Source organism: Streptomyces changchenzhani (assembly GCF_039766235.1).
Lineage (GTDB): Bacteria > Actinomycetota > Actinomycetes > Streptomycetales > Streptomycetaceae > Streptomyces.
The window spans coordinates 32,949-45,507 of the sequence record NZ_JBDHNH010000001.1 but is presented as its reverse complement, the minus strand read 5'-3'; the positions used below and the strand labels follow the sequence as shown (position 1 = coordinate 45,507).

The 12,559-nt window shown below is 67.5% G+C and carries 15 protein-coding genes; 2 read left to right on the top strand and 13 right to left on the bottom strand.

Features of this window, described 5'->3' with window-relative positions; genetic code table 11:
* Positions 1–282: 282 nt before the first annotated feature.
* The 6 genes from ABCR94_RS00230 to ABCR94_RS00205 all read right to left on the bottom strand — a co-directional run bounded on the left by ABCR94_RS00230 (position 283) and on the right by ABCR94_RS00205 (position 4,362).
* Positions 283–921, bottom strand: coding sequence for a 2'-5' RNA ligase family protein (locus tag ABCR94_RS00230; protein WP_347116891.1), 639 nt, complete (start codon positions 919–921; stop codon positions 283–285).
* Between the two features lie 91 nt (positions 922–1,012).
* Positions 1,013–1,870, bottom strand: a complete 858-nt coding sequence (locus ABCR94_RS00225) for an endonuclease/exonuclease/phosphatase family protein (RefSeq protein ID WP_347116890.1) — start codon at positions 1,868–1,870, stop codon at positions 1,013–1,015.
* 96 nt (positions 1,871–1,966) lie between these two features.
* Entirely contained in the window at positions 1,967–2,143 is a 177-nt protein-coding gene (locus tag ABCR94_RS00220; RefSeq protein ID WP_347116889.1) for a hypothetical protein, read from the bottom strand.
* On the bottom strand, positions 2,143–3,198 hold the full coding sequence (locus tag ABCR94_RS00215; protein WP_347116888.1) for a phosphotransferase enzyme family protein: 1,056 nt from the start codon (positions 3,196–3,198) through the stop codon (positions 2,143–2,145). Before ABCR94_RS00215 ends, ABCR94_RS00220 begins: the two co-directional genes overlap by 1 nt.
* The gene (locus ABCR94_RS00210) at positions 3,182–3,478 is read right to left on the bottom strand and encodes a hypothetical protein (protein WP_347116887.1); all 297 of its coding nucleotides are present in this window, start codon (positions 3,476–3,478) and stop codon (positions 3,182–3,184) included. The genes ABCR94_RS00215 and ABCR94_RS00210 overlap by 17 nt, the downstream gene beginning before the upstream one ends.
* Positions 3,475–4,362, bottom strand: coding sequence for a phosphotransferase enzyme family protein (locus tag ABCR94_RS00205; protein WP_347118398.1), 888 nt, complete (start codon positions 4,360–4,362; stop codon positions 3,475–3,477). Before ABCR94_RS00205 ends, ABCR94_RS00210 begins: the two co-directional genes overlap by 4 nt.
* A 468-nt stretch (positions 4,363–4,830) precedes the next feature.
* On the opposite strand from ABCR94_RS00205, the gene ABCR94_RS00200 reads away from it, so the two are divergent.
* A complete protein-coding gene (locus tag ABCR94_RS00200; protein ID WP_347116886.1) occupies positions 4,831–6,207 on the top strand; it encodes an NsdA family TPR-like regulatory protein in 1,377 nt (458 codons plus the stop codon).
* Complete coding sequence (locus ABCR94_RS00195; protein ID WP_347116885.1) at positions 6,149–6,850, top strand: 2'-5' RNA ligase family protein; 702 nt, start codon at positions 6,149–6,151, stop codon at positions 6,848–6,850. The genes ABCR94_RS00200 and ABCR94_RS00195 overlap by 59 nt, the downstream gene beginning before the upstream one ends.
* Here ABCR94_RS00195 and ABCR94_RS00190 read toward each other — a convergent pair.
* Genes ABCR94_RS00190 through ABCR94_RS00160 form a run of 7 tightly spaced genes read right to left on the bottom strand, consistent with a single transcriptional unit; the run spans position 6,825 to position 12,486 of the window.
* Positions 6,825–7,316, bottom strand: coding sequence for a helix-turn-helix domain-containing protein (locus ABCR94_RS00190; protein ID WP_347116884.1), 492 nt, complete (start codon positions 7,314–7,316; stop codon positions 6,825–6,827). The two genes, ABCR94_RS00195 and ABCR94_RS00190, sit on opposite strands and share 26 nt — an antisense overlap.
* Positions 7,317–7,368: 52 nt before the next feature.
* Entirely contained in the window at positions 7,369–8,607 is a 1,239-nt protein-coding gene (locus tag ABCR94_RS00185) for a cytochrome P450 family protein (protein ID WP_347116883.1), read from the bottom strand.
* Positions 8,511–9,821, bottom strand: a complete 1,311-nt coding sequence (locus tag ABCR94_RS00180; RefSeq protein ID WP_347116882.1) for a cytochrome P450 — start codon at positions 9,819–9,821, stop codon at positions 8,511–8,513. Before ABCR94_RS00180 ends, ABCR94_RS00185 begins: the two co-directional genes overlap by 97 nt.
* Entirely contained in the window at positions 9,818–10,417 is a 600-nt protein-coding gene (locus ABCR94_RS00175) for a GTP-binding protein (RefSeq protein WP_347116881.1), read from the bottom strand. The genes ABCR94_RS00180 and ABCR94_RS00175 overlap by 4 nt, the downstream gene beginning before the upstream one ends.
* Positions 10,371–10,751 (bottom strand): DUF742 domain-containing protein, encoded by a 381-nt coding sequence (locus tag ABCR94_RS00170; protein WP_347116880.1) that lies wholly within the window; start codon positions 10,749–10,751, stop codon positions 10,371–10,373. Before ABCR94_RS00170 ends, ABCR94_RS00175 begins: the two co-directional genes overlap by 47 nt.
* Positions 10,748–11,173 carry a roadblock/LC7 domain-containing protein gene (locus tag ABCR94_RS00165; RefSeq protein ID WP_347116879.1) on the bottom strand — a complete coding sequence of 142 codons (426 nt, stop codon included), beginning with the start codon at positions 11,171–11,173 and terminating at the stop codon, positions 10,748–10,750. The genes ABCR94_RS00170 and ABCR94_RS00165 overlap by 4 nt, the downstream gene beginning before the upstream one ends.
* Complete coding sequence (locus ABCR94_RS00160; protein ID WP_347116878.1) at positions 11,173–12,486, bottom strand: ATP-binding protein; 1,314 nt, start codon at positions 12,484–12,486, stop codon at positions 11,173–11,175. Before ABCR94_RS00160 ends, ABCR94_RS00165 begins: the two co-directional genes overlap by 1 nt.
* Positions 12,487–12,559 lie beyond the last annotated feature (73 nt).

The window sequence follows — 12,559 nt, the reverse complement described above, 5'->3', positions numbered from 1 at the left end:
AGCCCATGCGCCCACATTGTGGAGGACCAGTACGTACCCGAGTAGTGCTTCTGCCCGTCCCGCCAACGGACGGTACGCCACGGTACTGAAGGCTGGAGCACATCGACGCTCGTCCCCAGCCAGGCCCGATCCGCATCGATCTTCCCGTCTGTACGACGGAGACTTACCGAAATCTGTCCGATCACGCGCGACATGCCCCCCAAGCAGCGTGAGCTGGGATCGGAAGCCCGACGGAACCGCCGTCCGGCCACGACTGTCCCGCGAAGATCGGCACGATTTTCTTCATGACGCTCCTCTAGGGTCGGTGGTTTCCGGCAGGGCAGGGCCAAGAGGAATGGTGGTGATCGGTGTCCACGAATACAGGCGCCGCCAGTCCTGCTGCTGGTCGACGAGCATGATCCTCTCGACCGTCATGCGTGCGCGCGCCGGCCGCACTTCCTTGGCGAGGGCGCGCTTGAGGTCGTCGTCATTCCACTGAGAGTTCGAGTACGCGAGGGAGAGATGGGGCCAAAACCGGTCCGGGGCCGGCGGCAACGCATCGGGGCCGATGACGCTCTCCGTTGCTTTGCGCAGAGCCCAGTACACGGCGGAGAGATTCTCCTCGGGGTAGAGGTCGACCACGACGCCGTTGTGGATCGCGTGCACCGGGCCGATCTCGATGTCGAACGGCTGTATACCAGTGAGTGCGGTCCGGCCAGCTTCGCCCACCGCGGTGGACTGCTCGGCAGTGAGCGGGCCGATGGACTCCAAGGTGGTGTGCAGCCACTCCACCGGAACCCGGGTCAGCTCCGGATAGCGGGCTAGGAGATCGTCATGGGCGTGAGCGAACCGGTGGACGTCTGCCTCGCCCTGGAACAACAGGTGCCAGTGGGCGCGCCGTTCACCGGCTGGCCACTGATGGGAGCTCCAGAAGTCCTTCATGCGAGTGCCTCCAGCAGGTAGTGGGTTTCGCGTACGGTGCGGATCTCGGAGGGGGCAGCCGTTGCTGTGTTCGCGCGGGCTCAGAGTTGTGTCACCGGTAGGTCCACGGGGTGGTGGTGTCGATCAAGTCGGTGTCGAGGGTGATCATCGCGCCGTGGTGGTCGCTGGCGTCTTCGGGCGTATCCAGAAGGGTGTAGGCGACGAGGGCGGGGACGAGCGGGGCGCTGACCCAGATCTGGTCGATCCGGTCATCGGTTCCCGTCGGCGCGAGGAGCGCCGCGTCCTTGGTGCGCTGGTACAGCTCCCAGGCGGCGTCGCGGAATCCGTTGGCATGCAGCTTCCACGCCACGCGGCGATCCGGACGGGGTGCCGCCTTCTCTGCGGGATCGGTCAGGACGGTCCGCGAGCCGAGGTTGTACGGGCGCATCTCGACGTAGTCGGGCTCGGGCCCTTCCTGTGGCGGGTAGTTCACGTCACCGCCGATGATCGCGTACGGCCCGAGCTTGTAGCTGCGCGAGGCAGCGAAGTCCACCTCGATGATGGCCTTGTCGACCGAGTACGGGGTGCAGTGCAACGAGGTGACGGCGAGCGGGTCAGGAAGGCCCGGGATGTTGAACCCCGCCGTGCCGAGCCCATGATGGGTCTCGTCCTTCGCGTAGTCAGCGTTCCAGTACGCGTACCGGCCAAGGGTCGTGCGCCGGTAGAGCGCACCGGTGCCCAGGCCGCTGCGTGACGGTGCGAGGAGCACATCCATGTCCAGGTCGTGCTCGGCCCGCACCGTCTGTCGGCGCCCGTCGGCCGGCCAGCCCTCCAGCTCCTGCAGCAAGGCCACGTCGGCCTGCGCGGCGCTGATGCGCTCGGCCAGGAGCGGCCAGCGATCCTGCGGGATGCCCGTGCCGGTCTTGAGACCCCCGCGACCCGTGTTCTGGATCAATACCTTAAGCAGCATGGTCAATCCCCTCAGTGAAGTCGATCAGTTGGGCGGCGCTGGGGCTTGCCCCGTCGGGTGTCTCTGCGGGCAGAATCTCGAAAGTGTGCACAGCGTTCACGCGGTTCCCTGTGTTGAGGCGCGGACCTGTGTTCCTGCGGGCATGGAGCGCATGGCACGGATGGGCGAGAACCACAGCATGAGGAACGGGGCAGCGATGACCACGAAGTAGGTGTTGTGGAACGCCGGGTCGTCGGCCAGTCGCGGGGGAGTGGACGGCGGGGCGTCGCTCATCAGCGTCCCCCGCGCCGGTTGGTCGACGTCTTGAGTGCGTCTTCGATGTCGTCCAGGCTGTCGAGGAGGTGGCGGATGCTGGTCTGCCGCTCCTGCCAGTGCCGCTTCAGGTCCTCTTCGGCCTCCGCAGGCAGTTCGTACTCGTAAGTGGTCGCGCCGTAGAAGCTGAACAGCATGTAGAGAAGGGAGATGCGCGCGCACGCCAGTACATCGGCCAGCGGCAGGCTGGGATTCTCCGAGCGATACGCGGCGACCATCGCCTGTACGCACTCGCGCCACCGGTCGCTGATGGCGACGGTGCGAGGGTCGAATGCCGCCCGTCCCAACTCCCAGGCAGGCAAGGATCTTGCGCTGCGAAAGTCGATGACACCGGTGACGACATCGGTGAGGACGAGCACATTGGGACGGGTGAAGTCTGCATGCAGGGCCTGTTCTATCAACTCTGTGGGCAGCCCGTCCCGAAGTCGGCTGACGTGGGTGCTTAGATCCGCACGTCGCTGGCCGATCTGAGCACTCAACAGAGCCGGATGGTCGTGCTCTTGGCGACGCGCCGTGTCGAGTACGGTGTCGCATTTCCTCAGGGCGTCCTCGACGGAGCCGGTCCGCCACCTCGAGGGCTGTACGCGCTTCGGCAACGGGTACGCGGCCAAGACCCGGTGCATGCGCCCCAACACCATGCCGATGTGCTCAGCGCGCGCCACCGTCATCGCCCCAGCGGCCACCCGGCCCGGCGCCTCGTCGGCCACGGCCCACGCGCTGCCCTCGGCCAGGGTGACCAAGTTGCCGTCCCGGTCGGGCCACACCCGCGGCACGGGAAGCTGCGCGGCCCGGCAGTACTCCGACATGTCCCAAGCCGAACGCGCTGCGTCCAGGTCGGCAATCGACGCGTACTCCTTGACGAACAGCCGTCGGCCATCGGCCAACAAGATCCGCCGGTTGATGGTGTCCGTGCCCATCGGCACCAGTTCGACCGTCTCGGCCGCCACCTCATACCGCTCGGCCAGCACATCGGCCGCTAGTTCTTCGTCCCGGCCCGCGCTATCCACGCCGGTCACGGCTTCCCCGGGAGGAAAGGCGGCGTGTGGCGAGCACTGTGAACGCGGTGTCCTCCGTGAGCGTGCTGCCGGGGCTCGAGTCGGGCAGGGCCGCGTCGGTAGTGGCGCCTCTGTCGGCGAAGAGGTCGGGCGCGGTGATGTCGTCGAACTGGTCCACCAGGGCTTCGGTGACGAGGCGGGGGCCGGTGTACGGAGCCTGGTTGAGCAGCGTGACGAGCTCATCGGGGATGCCTGGTCGGGGCTGCCGGGAGTGGTCTGTTGTACCGGTGAACGCGCTCATCCGCTCGTCTCCCTCCGGATATGCGATGCATGCTCGGCCTGGAGGTGCCGCAGCATGGTGTGGGCTTCGTCGACGGATTTAACGTCGCGGTGCTCAAGGCCCCAGTGCAGGGCGCTCACCGCATCGAGTGCGGCGTACGCGGAGCAGGCCCGGCGCTCATCGTCGGTGAGTGTGCGCCCATAGCCTTGGAAGAGCGCCTCTTCCAAGTCCGGCCGGCCGCGCAGGATGCGGTAGCCCAGGCGGGACAGGTCACGGCGCGCCGGGGATTCCACGCAGGCCCGCTCGAAGTCGATGAGGCGCAGGAGCCGTTCACCTTCGTCCCACAGCCAGTTTCTGGGCATGAAGTCGGCGTGCGAGACCAGGACCGGCAGGTCGGGTGGAGCGTCCGTGGTGAGGGCACGGAGCATCGCCACGTCATTTGCCGTCAGGTGTAGCGCGGCGCTGGCGAGCATCTTCTCGACGTCCTCACCCCAACTCCTGTCGCCCGCGGGTGACACGGTCCCGCCTACCCCGGCAGTGTGCAACCGGGCGAGGAGCAGACCGGCTTGGCGGTACACCTCCTGCTCCTCCGTCGAGTCCAGGCGGAGACTGTGAACGGTGCGGCCGGAGACGGCGGTGGTCACGATGGCGTGCGCCTCACCGTCGACGGCCATCAGAGTGGCGGCTCGACCCGTCCCGAGTGCCGTAGTCCACCCGCGCTGGTAGGCGTCTACTTCACGCCGATGCATCTTGGGCCCGGAATGGAGCTTGGCGAACCACCGGTGCCCGTCCGGGCCTTCGACCTCCCAGACGACGGGCCGTCCGTCACCGGCCGATGAATGATCTGCGACGATGCGGAAGCTTCTGGTCACCGACGCCACCAAGCGGTGGACCGTCTCGGGCATGTCAGTCACAGTGGTGATTCCTCCCGTGTACGAGACCAACTCGCGCCACCGTGTGTGATCGCGAATTTACACATGGTGGCGTGCCGTTGGTGTGTAGCTCGCCGACCGCCACTGAAAATCGACCTCAGCGATTTCTGAACGAACCGATCCCCCACCGTCGTAGGCCGTCTCGATGCTTGTCTTCCCTTTATGCTGATGGGCTGCCAAGGGTGTTGCGGTAGGCCCGCGTTCGCACATCCGCCCGGTGATATCACTGAGGTGATGGCGCCCAGCCATGCTCCTGGAGGAGGATCTCTGCCCTGATGGGAGATAGCTGTGGCAGATGAGGGAGATCGCCGATGTGCCCGGTGCGGCAATCCGCTGAGCCGGTACAACACCGACGTGCGATGCGCGGTGTGCACCCGAGCCGCCGACAACGAGCCCAGAGCTCCGTTGAGGGTGCCGGCTCACGTGTGGGAGAACCCGGCTGTGACCGTGGCCCTGGCCAACTGGGACTTCGGCACAGTCTTCCGGCTGATCAGGCAGATCGCCTCCCTGCGCCAGGAAGACATGTCGGCGATCACGGGGCTGAGCCAGTCGTTCCTGTCCATGCTCGAGTCCGGTGCGCGGCGACTGGCCAACATCGACAAGATCATCCCGCTTCTTGAGCGACTGGGTGTTCCCCCGCACGTTGCGCCGCTCTCCATGCCAGGATCCACAGCCCAGGGCCACCTCCCGGCATCCGGCCCGTACTCCACGTTGGTACCGGCCCCGGCGTGGGAGAGCCCTCTGGGGATCGCAAAGAGGCTGAACACCACCACCACCTCCAACACCGATCCCGCGACCGTCGCTGTCCTGGAGCAAGGCGTAGCGGAACTCGTCGACCGCTACGAAGCCGAAGGCCCCAACCACCTGGCTCCCGAAGCCGTCGACCTGCGCAACTTCGTCCAGCAGTTGCTGGACGGGCAGCAGCCGCCGCGCCAGCGCGAAGCCCTGTTCCGGCTGGCCGCCCAATCCTCCGGCCTGCTGGGCTACATGGCCGTCAACGCCGGCCGCGAAGCAGTGGCCGAGGCGTACTGCAAGGAGGCCGAAGAACTGGCGAAGGCGATCGCCGACCATGAACTGATCATGTGGACGTACGGAACACGGTCACTCAACGCCTACTACGCGGGCCGCTACGACCAGGCGGTTCAGTGGGCTGACGCAGGGCTCGCGATCGACCCCCACCACCCGCAAGCCATCCGGCTCCAGTCCAATGGGCGCGCTCGGGCCCTGGGTAAGCTCAGCGACCGCTCCGGTGCCGAGCGCGCGATAGCAGCGGCCGAGGAGCTGAGCAGTCGGCACGCCGTGCCCATGGGGCTGACTTCCTGTATCTCCTTCGAGCCGTACGGGAGGGCCCGCACGCTGGCCAACGCTGCGACCGTCCATGTCGCGCTCGGCAACGCGCCACGGGTGCTCGCCTACGCAGACCAGATCGACGAACTCGTCGAGGAGTCTGACTCCGCCTGGAGCCAAGCCCTGGTCCGCTTAGACGTGGCCACCGCACTGCTCACGGGCCCGCGCCCGGACGTTGAGCACGCCATGGTTCTTGGCCGCCAGGTCCTTGAAGCCGGGGGCGGACCACCGATCCGCTCCGTGGTGCAGCGGGCCGGCGAACTCCATGCCCGTGCCGAGGACTGGCGGGACCTGCCCGCCGTACGCGAGTACGGCGATGCTTTACGGACCTGGCAGTCCGCCCCGCAGACAAGAGACCTGGCGAAATCTGCCAAGATGGCACGCCTGACGGAGCAGAGGAGAGGGACATCGGATGCAGCTCACGGCCGACCCGGGCGCGTTCCCTCCCACCCCTCCACCCGATACCAGTGACGCGTCGGCGATCGCCAACCACGAATGGGCCGCCTTCGGCAATGTCGAGGAGATGGCCAACCACTGGGACCGGCCCGGCTGGACGCCTTCCACTCGCGCCTACTACTGGATGTTGACCTTCCCCGACGCGTTCCCGCTCATCGACCATGCACGCCATTGCCAGAAGGCTCTCCGCCACCTCGGCTTCGACGACATCAACGAGGAGGGCCTGCACCTGACACTGGGCCGCATCGGCCACGTCGGCGAGATCGGCTCCGGGCAACTCGACCGCCTGGTCGCCGCAGCGCACAAAGCCCGCCCGAAGGCATTCACCATGCGGGCGGTGCCGCTCACAGCGTCCCGCGGTGCGATCCGCTACAGCGTCGCCCCCTGGCCCCCCGTCATCCAGCTCCACGCGACTCTCGCCGCAGCCGGTGTCGAGTCGGGGTTGCCGCCGCGCAAGCCGACGTCGATTCTTCGTCCGCATCTTGGTCTCGCGTACTGCAACCGCCCCATGCCCGCTGACATCGTCCGTGACGCCGTGCGGCCCCTGCGCTCCCTCGACGGGGTGGACGTGCCCGTCCAGCGGGTGCAGCTCGTCGAACTCCGCCGCGAAGGCCGGGCCTACCGCTGGCACGTCATCCACTCACTGGAACTGCGATGAGCACGCCAGATGCCATGTCGGTCAGCGAGTCGTCGACCACCCCGTAACACCAGCCCAACGTCACCAGCTGCGCGTCGTTGGCAGCGCCCACACGTCGTCGCAGGACCTTGACCCGCTCGCGTGCGGCATCCCGAGAGACCTGGCTCGCGTCAGCCGCACGCTGCAGCTTCGCGCCGGACGCGACGAGCCGCCAGGTCTGCATCTCGATGCCAGTGAACTCGCCGCCGAAGGTCTCCCGCGAAGGCTGGGGGAGCTGTTTGGTGAGGTAGCCGGCGTGGACGAGAGCGGCGCGCCCGCTCACGCCGAGCTTCCGGCCGATGCTGGTCAGCTGCACGCTGACGGTGCCGGCCGTGATGCTGAGCTCGGCGGCGATCTGATCGGCGGTCTTCCCCTCGGCGATCTTGGAGAGAACTCGGACTTGGGCAGGGGTGAGGGGCAGGGGCGTCATGCGGGGGCGTGCGGGCACCGGGAAGTCCGTTCGTTTCGGTGTACGAGGGGGATCGGTGGGGCGGGGCAGGTCAGTCCGCCGGTGGAGCCTTCCGGAGGTGGACCGGCAGGCTGCGCAGTCCGTCGGAGATGAACGAGTCGACGGGCTGCAGGCTGTCGGCAGGGGCGGCGAGGGTGAGATCGGGGAAGCGGTCGAAGAGTGCAGGGAGGGCGGTGGCGGCTTCGAGGCGGGCCAGGGGTGCGCCGAGGCAGTGGTGTACACCGTGGCCGAACGCGAGGTGCTCGGGTGTGAGGCGCGTGATATCGAACTGGCGGGCTGTCGGCCCGTGTTGGTCCGGGTCATGGCCTGCGGCGGCGTAAGTGGCGAGGATCGCGTCGCCCTTGTTGATGGTGGGACCGCCGGAGACGTGGATGTCGTCGACGGCGTAGCGCAGGGGGAGGTTGGCGATGCTCGGGGACCAGCGCAGGGTTTCCTCGATGACAGCATTCCATGACGCGTCACCGGTGCGCAGGAGGTGAAGCTGCTCGGGGTGGGTGAGCAGGGCGTGGACGGCGTTGCCGATGAGGTTGACGGTGGTTTCGTGGCCGGCGGAAATAATGAGGAGCAGGGTGTCGAGGAGTTCGCCTTCGCTCAGATGTGAGCCGTCCTCGTCGCGGCTGGCGACTAGGACGCTGGTCATGTCGTCGCCGGGCGCCCGGCGCTTGAGCGCCACCAGTTCGGTGAGGACGGCGTGGATCTCGCCGTGCGTGGCGGCTGCCTGCTCGGGGGTGATGGTGGTGTCGAAGATGCGGCTGACGAGGCGGGCCATGTCGGGTCGGGAGTCGTGGGGCAGGCCGTATAGGTCGCAGATGACCTGCATCGGCAGCGGATGGGCGTAGGCCGCCTTCAGGTCCACGCTCTCGCCGTGGGGCAGGGCTGCCATGGCATCGAGGAGCGTTTGAGTGATGCCCTCGATGCGCGGTTTCATCGTGGTGGTACGGCGTGCGGTGAAGGCGGGGGCGATCAGTTTGCGCAGTCGGCGGTGGCCGGTGCTGTACGCGGTGAACATGTTGGTGACGCCGACCCAGTTGCTGATCCAGGTGTCGTGGTGTTCGCCGTTCATCCAAGCGGGCCAGTGCTGGTTGGGGTCCTTGGACACGCGGTCGTCGGTGAGTAGCGCCTTGAGGAGCACGTGGCTGGTGATGTACCAGGCGGGTATACCGCCCGGCAGGATCACACGGACTGCGGGGCCGCTACCGCGGAGCTTGTCGGCTTCGGCATGGATGTTGCTGCCTGCGGGGTCGAGGACGAAGGGCTGCTGCTGGTCCACGGGGTGACTCCTGCCTGGTCGGGGGAAAACGGGGTGAAACGTGCGGGAAGGTGGGCTAGTGCGCGGTGGAACGGGCCCGGCCGCCAGTTCAACTGGTCACGCGGTACGGCGAGTTCGAGGTCGCACAGATGGCTGGTCAGCCGCTCCACTGCGGCTGTAGCGATCAGCAGTGCGGGCTGCTTGACCGGGCACGTGTGCGGCCCCGCGGCCCAGGCCAGGTGCGAGCCGCCGTCCGTTCGTACGGAGTCGGTGGATAGCCCGTCGGGGGCGGTGTTCGCCGCGTGGTAGGAGATAAGGACCAGCTGGGTGGGGTCGATCCAGATACCGCGGAAGCGCACCGTGCGCCGCGGGAAGTGGGCGCTGTAGTTCGCCATGGGCGGCTCGCTGCGCAGCACGTCGTTGATCGCGTCCCGGGCGGTGAGGGCCCCGCCGGACAGGGTGCTGTAGTAGTCCGGGTTGGACAGCATCCGGGACAGTGCGTTGGAGATCAGGTTCGTGGTCGGCTCATGCCCGGCAGCCATGGTGAGCACGATCTGGTGGACCACCTCTTCCAGGGTCAGCCCAGCGGGATGATCCATGAACCACGAGGTCAGGTCCGGCCCGCGCGCCTTCTGCTTGAGGGTGACCAGCTCCATCACGTACTGCTCGAAGTCCGCTCCCGCCTGGGCGCCTTCCTCGGGAGTCGAGTCGAACATGCTGGCCAGCGCGTCGACGAGGCGCGGACTGTAGTGGTCGGGCATTCCGAAGAGGCCGTTGAACAGCACTAGGGGCAGCGGGCGCGCGTATTGGGTGACGAGATTGCTCTCGCCCGTCGCGGCGAACTCGCGGATGAGCTGATCCGAGGCCCGGGCGACCTGCTCGCGCAGGCGGTGCGGTTCGATGAGGGAGAAACTGTCGGTGATGACGGATCGGTAGCGTTCGTGGGTGTCGCCGTCGTTGAACAGTGCGTTGGGGCGCCACTTCATCATCGGCAGCACCGGGCAGTCCGCAGGCAGCGTCTCCTGCCAGGCGCGGGGGTCCTTGGACCAGGTGTCGGTGTCCTTGAGGAGGTCGAGTGCGGCCTGGTGGTCGGTGACGAGGTAGGCGGTCACGCCGGGGGAGATCTCGACGGGGGCAAGGGGCCCGTACTGCCGTAGCCGGGCGTAGACGGCATGCGGGTTGGTGGCGAAGTCCGGCCCGTACAGCGGCACCGGATTCGGCGTGTAATAGGTCATGAGGCGTCCAGAGCAGAGTGGGTGATCAGGTGGGAGACAAGAGCGATGAGCGCGTCGATCGATGAGGTCGCATCGCGTGCATCGCAGGTGACCAGCGGAGTCTGATCGGCGAGATCGAGCCGGTCGCGCAGCACTTCGGGTGCGTACGTCGGCGTGTCCGGGAAGGTGTTGACCACCACCGCGTAGCGCAGCCCCTGCTCTTCGATCATGTCGAAAACCTCGAAGGAGTCGCCCAGGCGCCGAGTGTCGACCAGGACGAGGGCGCCGAGCGCACCGCGGGTGATGTCCTCCCACAAGGGCTTGAAGCGTTGTTGCCCTGGGGTGCCGAACAAGTAGAGGACGAGATCGCCGGGCAGGGTACGACGGCCGAAGTCGATAGCGACTGTCGTGGTGCTCTTGTTCTGGACGCCGGCGAGATCGTCGACACCGATACCGGCCTGCGTCATCGTCTCTTCGGTGTGCAGCGGCACGGTTTCGGACAGCGCGTCGATCATGGTGGTCTTACCAACCCCGAATGGCCCCGCGACCAGGATCTTCACCAGCGTCTGGTCAGCGTTCTCCAGGTACTTGGGGTTCACGGAGGGTGCGGAGTCCACTGAGTAACCTTTCTAGGAGCTGCGGTTCTGGCCGTTCGGCCTCGGGGATGGGGGCACGGGCACAGAGATGCCCGCTGTCGACCACATCGGCCACCAGCACGCGGACCACGCTCACCGGCAGGCCCAGGTACGCCGCGGCCTCGGCGAGCGACAACGCCCCGCCATGGACGAGCACCGCCAGGCGGCGCTGCGCCGGTTCTAGCCCCTCCGGTACCTGCGAGGTGGCCGCGCTGAGGACGGTGAGCCGGTCCAAGGTGTTGCGGGTCGGCTGGGTGCGGCCCGCCGTAGCCAGGAAGGCGGGCACCAGGCGCCTGCTGCCGCGACGGGCCGTCATGCCGGTGTGCCGCTGTCCCGGGCGTGGGAATTCATGACCTTGTCCCCGAGGGTCGCGACCTGGATCTGCATGTGATGCGAGACCACTCCCATATCGGCCTCCCGCTCGGCGAACACCGCCAGGACCGTGTTGGCGCCCGCCGGGATGGCGAACACGAGGCCCGAAGTCGCTTCAACGACGATCTGGCGGAGCTGGGTGCTGTCGTCACCGGAGAGACAGATGGTCACGGCGCGGGCTGCTCCCTGGAGGGCAGACATCATCGCGGACGAGCCTTCGCGGGCGTCTCGGCCGAGGCTGGGTGAGGCACCCATGACCAGGCCGTCGCCGGACAGCACCAGTGCGTGCACGACCTTGGGCAGGACCATCAGAGGTTCCAGTACCCAGGACATGTCCTTGACCATGGGGCGCTTGGGGGTGGTCATCAGTGGGTCCCTTCACGGTGATCGGTGTGGGCGGTGGCCCGGCCGGAGGCGGTGCCCGACTGGAGTGCACTCCAGGTCGCGTACGTCTCTTGCGGCGTACGGGTCTTCTCCGTATGGACAGCAGGGGTGTGACCGGTGGGCTGTCGCCGTCGGCGGCGAGGCAGACCGTCTTCTTCGTCCCCGGCATCAGCCGTAGGCACGGGCGGGGTAGCCCGGGGCACAGGTGGGGCCTGGCGCAGGAGCGGGGCCATGGCCGACATCGGATGCGCCTGCTCATCCAGCAGTGTCAGCAGATGTCCGGGGATGAACACGACAGCACGGACACCGCCGTACGGAGCGGGCTTGTCGATCGACACGGCGAAGCCGTACTGCCGGACCAAGCGGCCGATGGTGGCGAACCCCGAGCGCGGTGGGTCACCGAGTTCGGTCAACAAAATGGGCTGCTGCCCGGACAGTAGGCCGGCCGCGAACTCCACCTCGTCGGCGTGCATGCCCACTCCGGCGTCGTCGATGACGACGCACGCACCGGACTCGACCTGGTGGAGGCTGACGTCGACGGACAGGGTGCCGTGCGAGTGGTGAACGGCGTTGGCAAGCAGCTCGGCCACCGCGATGGCGACCGGCTCGACCGCCCGTGCCACCACGGCGACCGGGACCTCCAGCTGGCTGGTGACCTTCACACGGTGATAGCCGCGAATGCGGGACTGGGCGCCGACGACGACATCACCGAGATGGGAGTCGGCGCGCGTCAGCCCCGGCCACGCCCCGCACAGCACCCCGGTGCCCTGGATGCGGCGCAAGTTCTGTTCGTTGAGCTGATCCAGTGCGATGATGTCTGCCGCGATGTCCGGGCCGTCGTAGCGGTGCTGCATCGCGTCGATCTGCGATTGCAGCTGGTAGCTCTGGGCCTGGATGACTGTGGTCGCACCCCGCATCACGGCCTGCGCGGCTTCGTCCACACGATGCCGCTCGGCGGTGACCGCCGTCGTCAGGTGCTCCAGAGCCGCCCTGTGGACCTGGTCGATCTCCGTCCCTGCGAACGCGGGGTGAAGGAGCCCCGGAACGCGGATGTGCCGGTGCGCCAGGTGGCTGGCCAGAGCCGGCATGCGGACGGTGACCAGATGCCGGGTCTCCTCCACCAGGGACTGGCGCAGCACGTCGAACTGCGTGCTCTCTTGGACGGCGGTATCCCGCTCGGTCCGGAGCTGCGCGACCAGACGCCGGGCACGGAGCAGGAGCGGCGCAGCGACAAGGGCAGCAGCAGCCGCACCCGCGGCCAAGACCTCGGGCAGCACCTCAGGTATCTGCGTCATCAAGGGGTCCTCAGTAGACGGGGGATGGTGGAAGGCCACCGGGGCAGGGGACAGAGGAGAAGCAGCTCCAACG

What these genes read in the sequence shown, in the direction of transcription:
- ABCR94_RS00230 (WP_347116891.1), bottom strand. Translation starts at nt 921, where the DNA reads ATGAAGGACTTCTGGAGCTCCCATCAGTGGCCAGCCGGTGAACGGCGC.
- ABCR94_RS00225 (WP_347116890.1), bottom strand. Translation starts at nt 1,870, where the DNA reads ATGCTGCTTAAGGTATTGATCCAGAACACGGGTCGCGGGGGTCTCAAG.
- ABCR94_RS00220 (WP_347116889.1), bottom strand. Translation starts at nt 2,143, where the DNA reads ATGAGCGACGCCCCGCCGTCCACTCCCCCGCGACTGGCCGACGACCCG.
- ABCR94_RS00210 (WP_347116887.1), bottom strand. Translation starts at nt 3,478, where the DNA reads ATGAGCGCGTTCACCGGTACAACAGACCACTCCCGGCAGCCCCGACCA.
- ABCR94_RS00205 (WP_347118398.1), bottom strand. Translation starts at nt 4,362, where the DNA reads ATGCCCGAGACGGTCCACCGCTTGGTGGCGTCGGTGACCAGAAGCTTC.
- ABCR94_RS00195 (WP_347116885.1), top strand. Translation starts at nt 6,149, where the DNA reads ATGCAGCTCACGGCCGACCCGGGCGCGTTCCCTCCCACCCCTCCACCC.
- ABCR94_RS00180 (WP_347116882.1), bottom strand. Translation starts at nt 9,821, where the DNA reads ATGACCTATTACACGCCGAATCCGGTGCCGCTGTACGGGCCGGACTTC.
- ABCR94_RS00170 (WP_347116880.1), bottom strand. Translation starts at nt 10,751, where the DNA reads ATGACGGCCCGTCGCGGCAGCAGGCGCCTGGTGCCCGCCTTCCTGGCT.
- ABCR94_RS00165 (WP_347116879.1), bottom strand. Translation starts at nt 11,173, where the DNA reads ATGACCACCCCCAAGCGCCCCATGGTCAAGGACATGTCCTGGGTACTG.
- ABCR94_RS00160 (WP_347116878.1), bottom strand. Translation starts at nt 12,486, where the DNA reads ATGACGCAGATACCTGAGGTGCTGCCCGAGGTCTTGGCCGCGGGTGCG.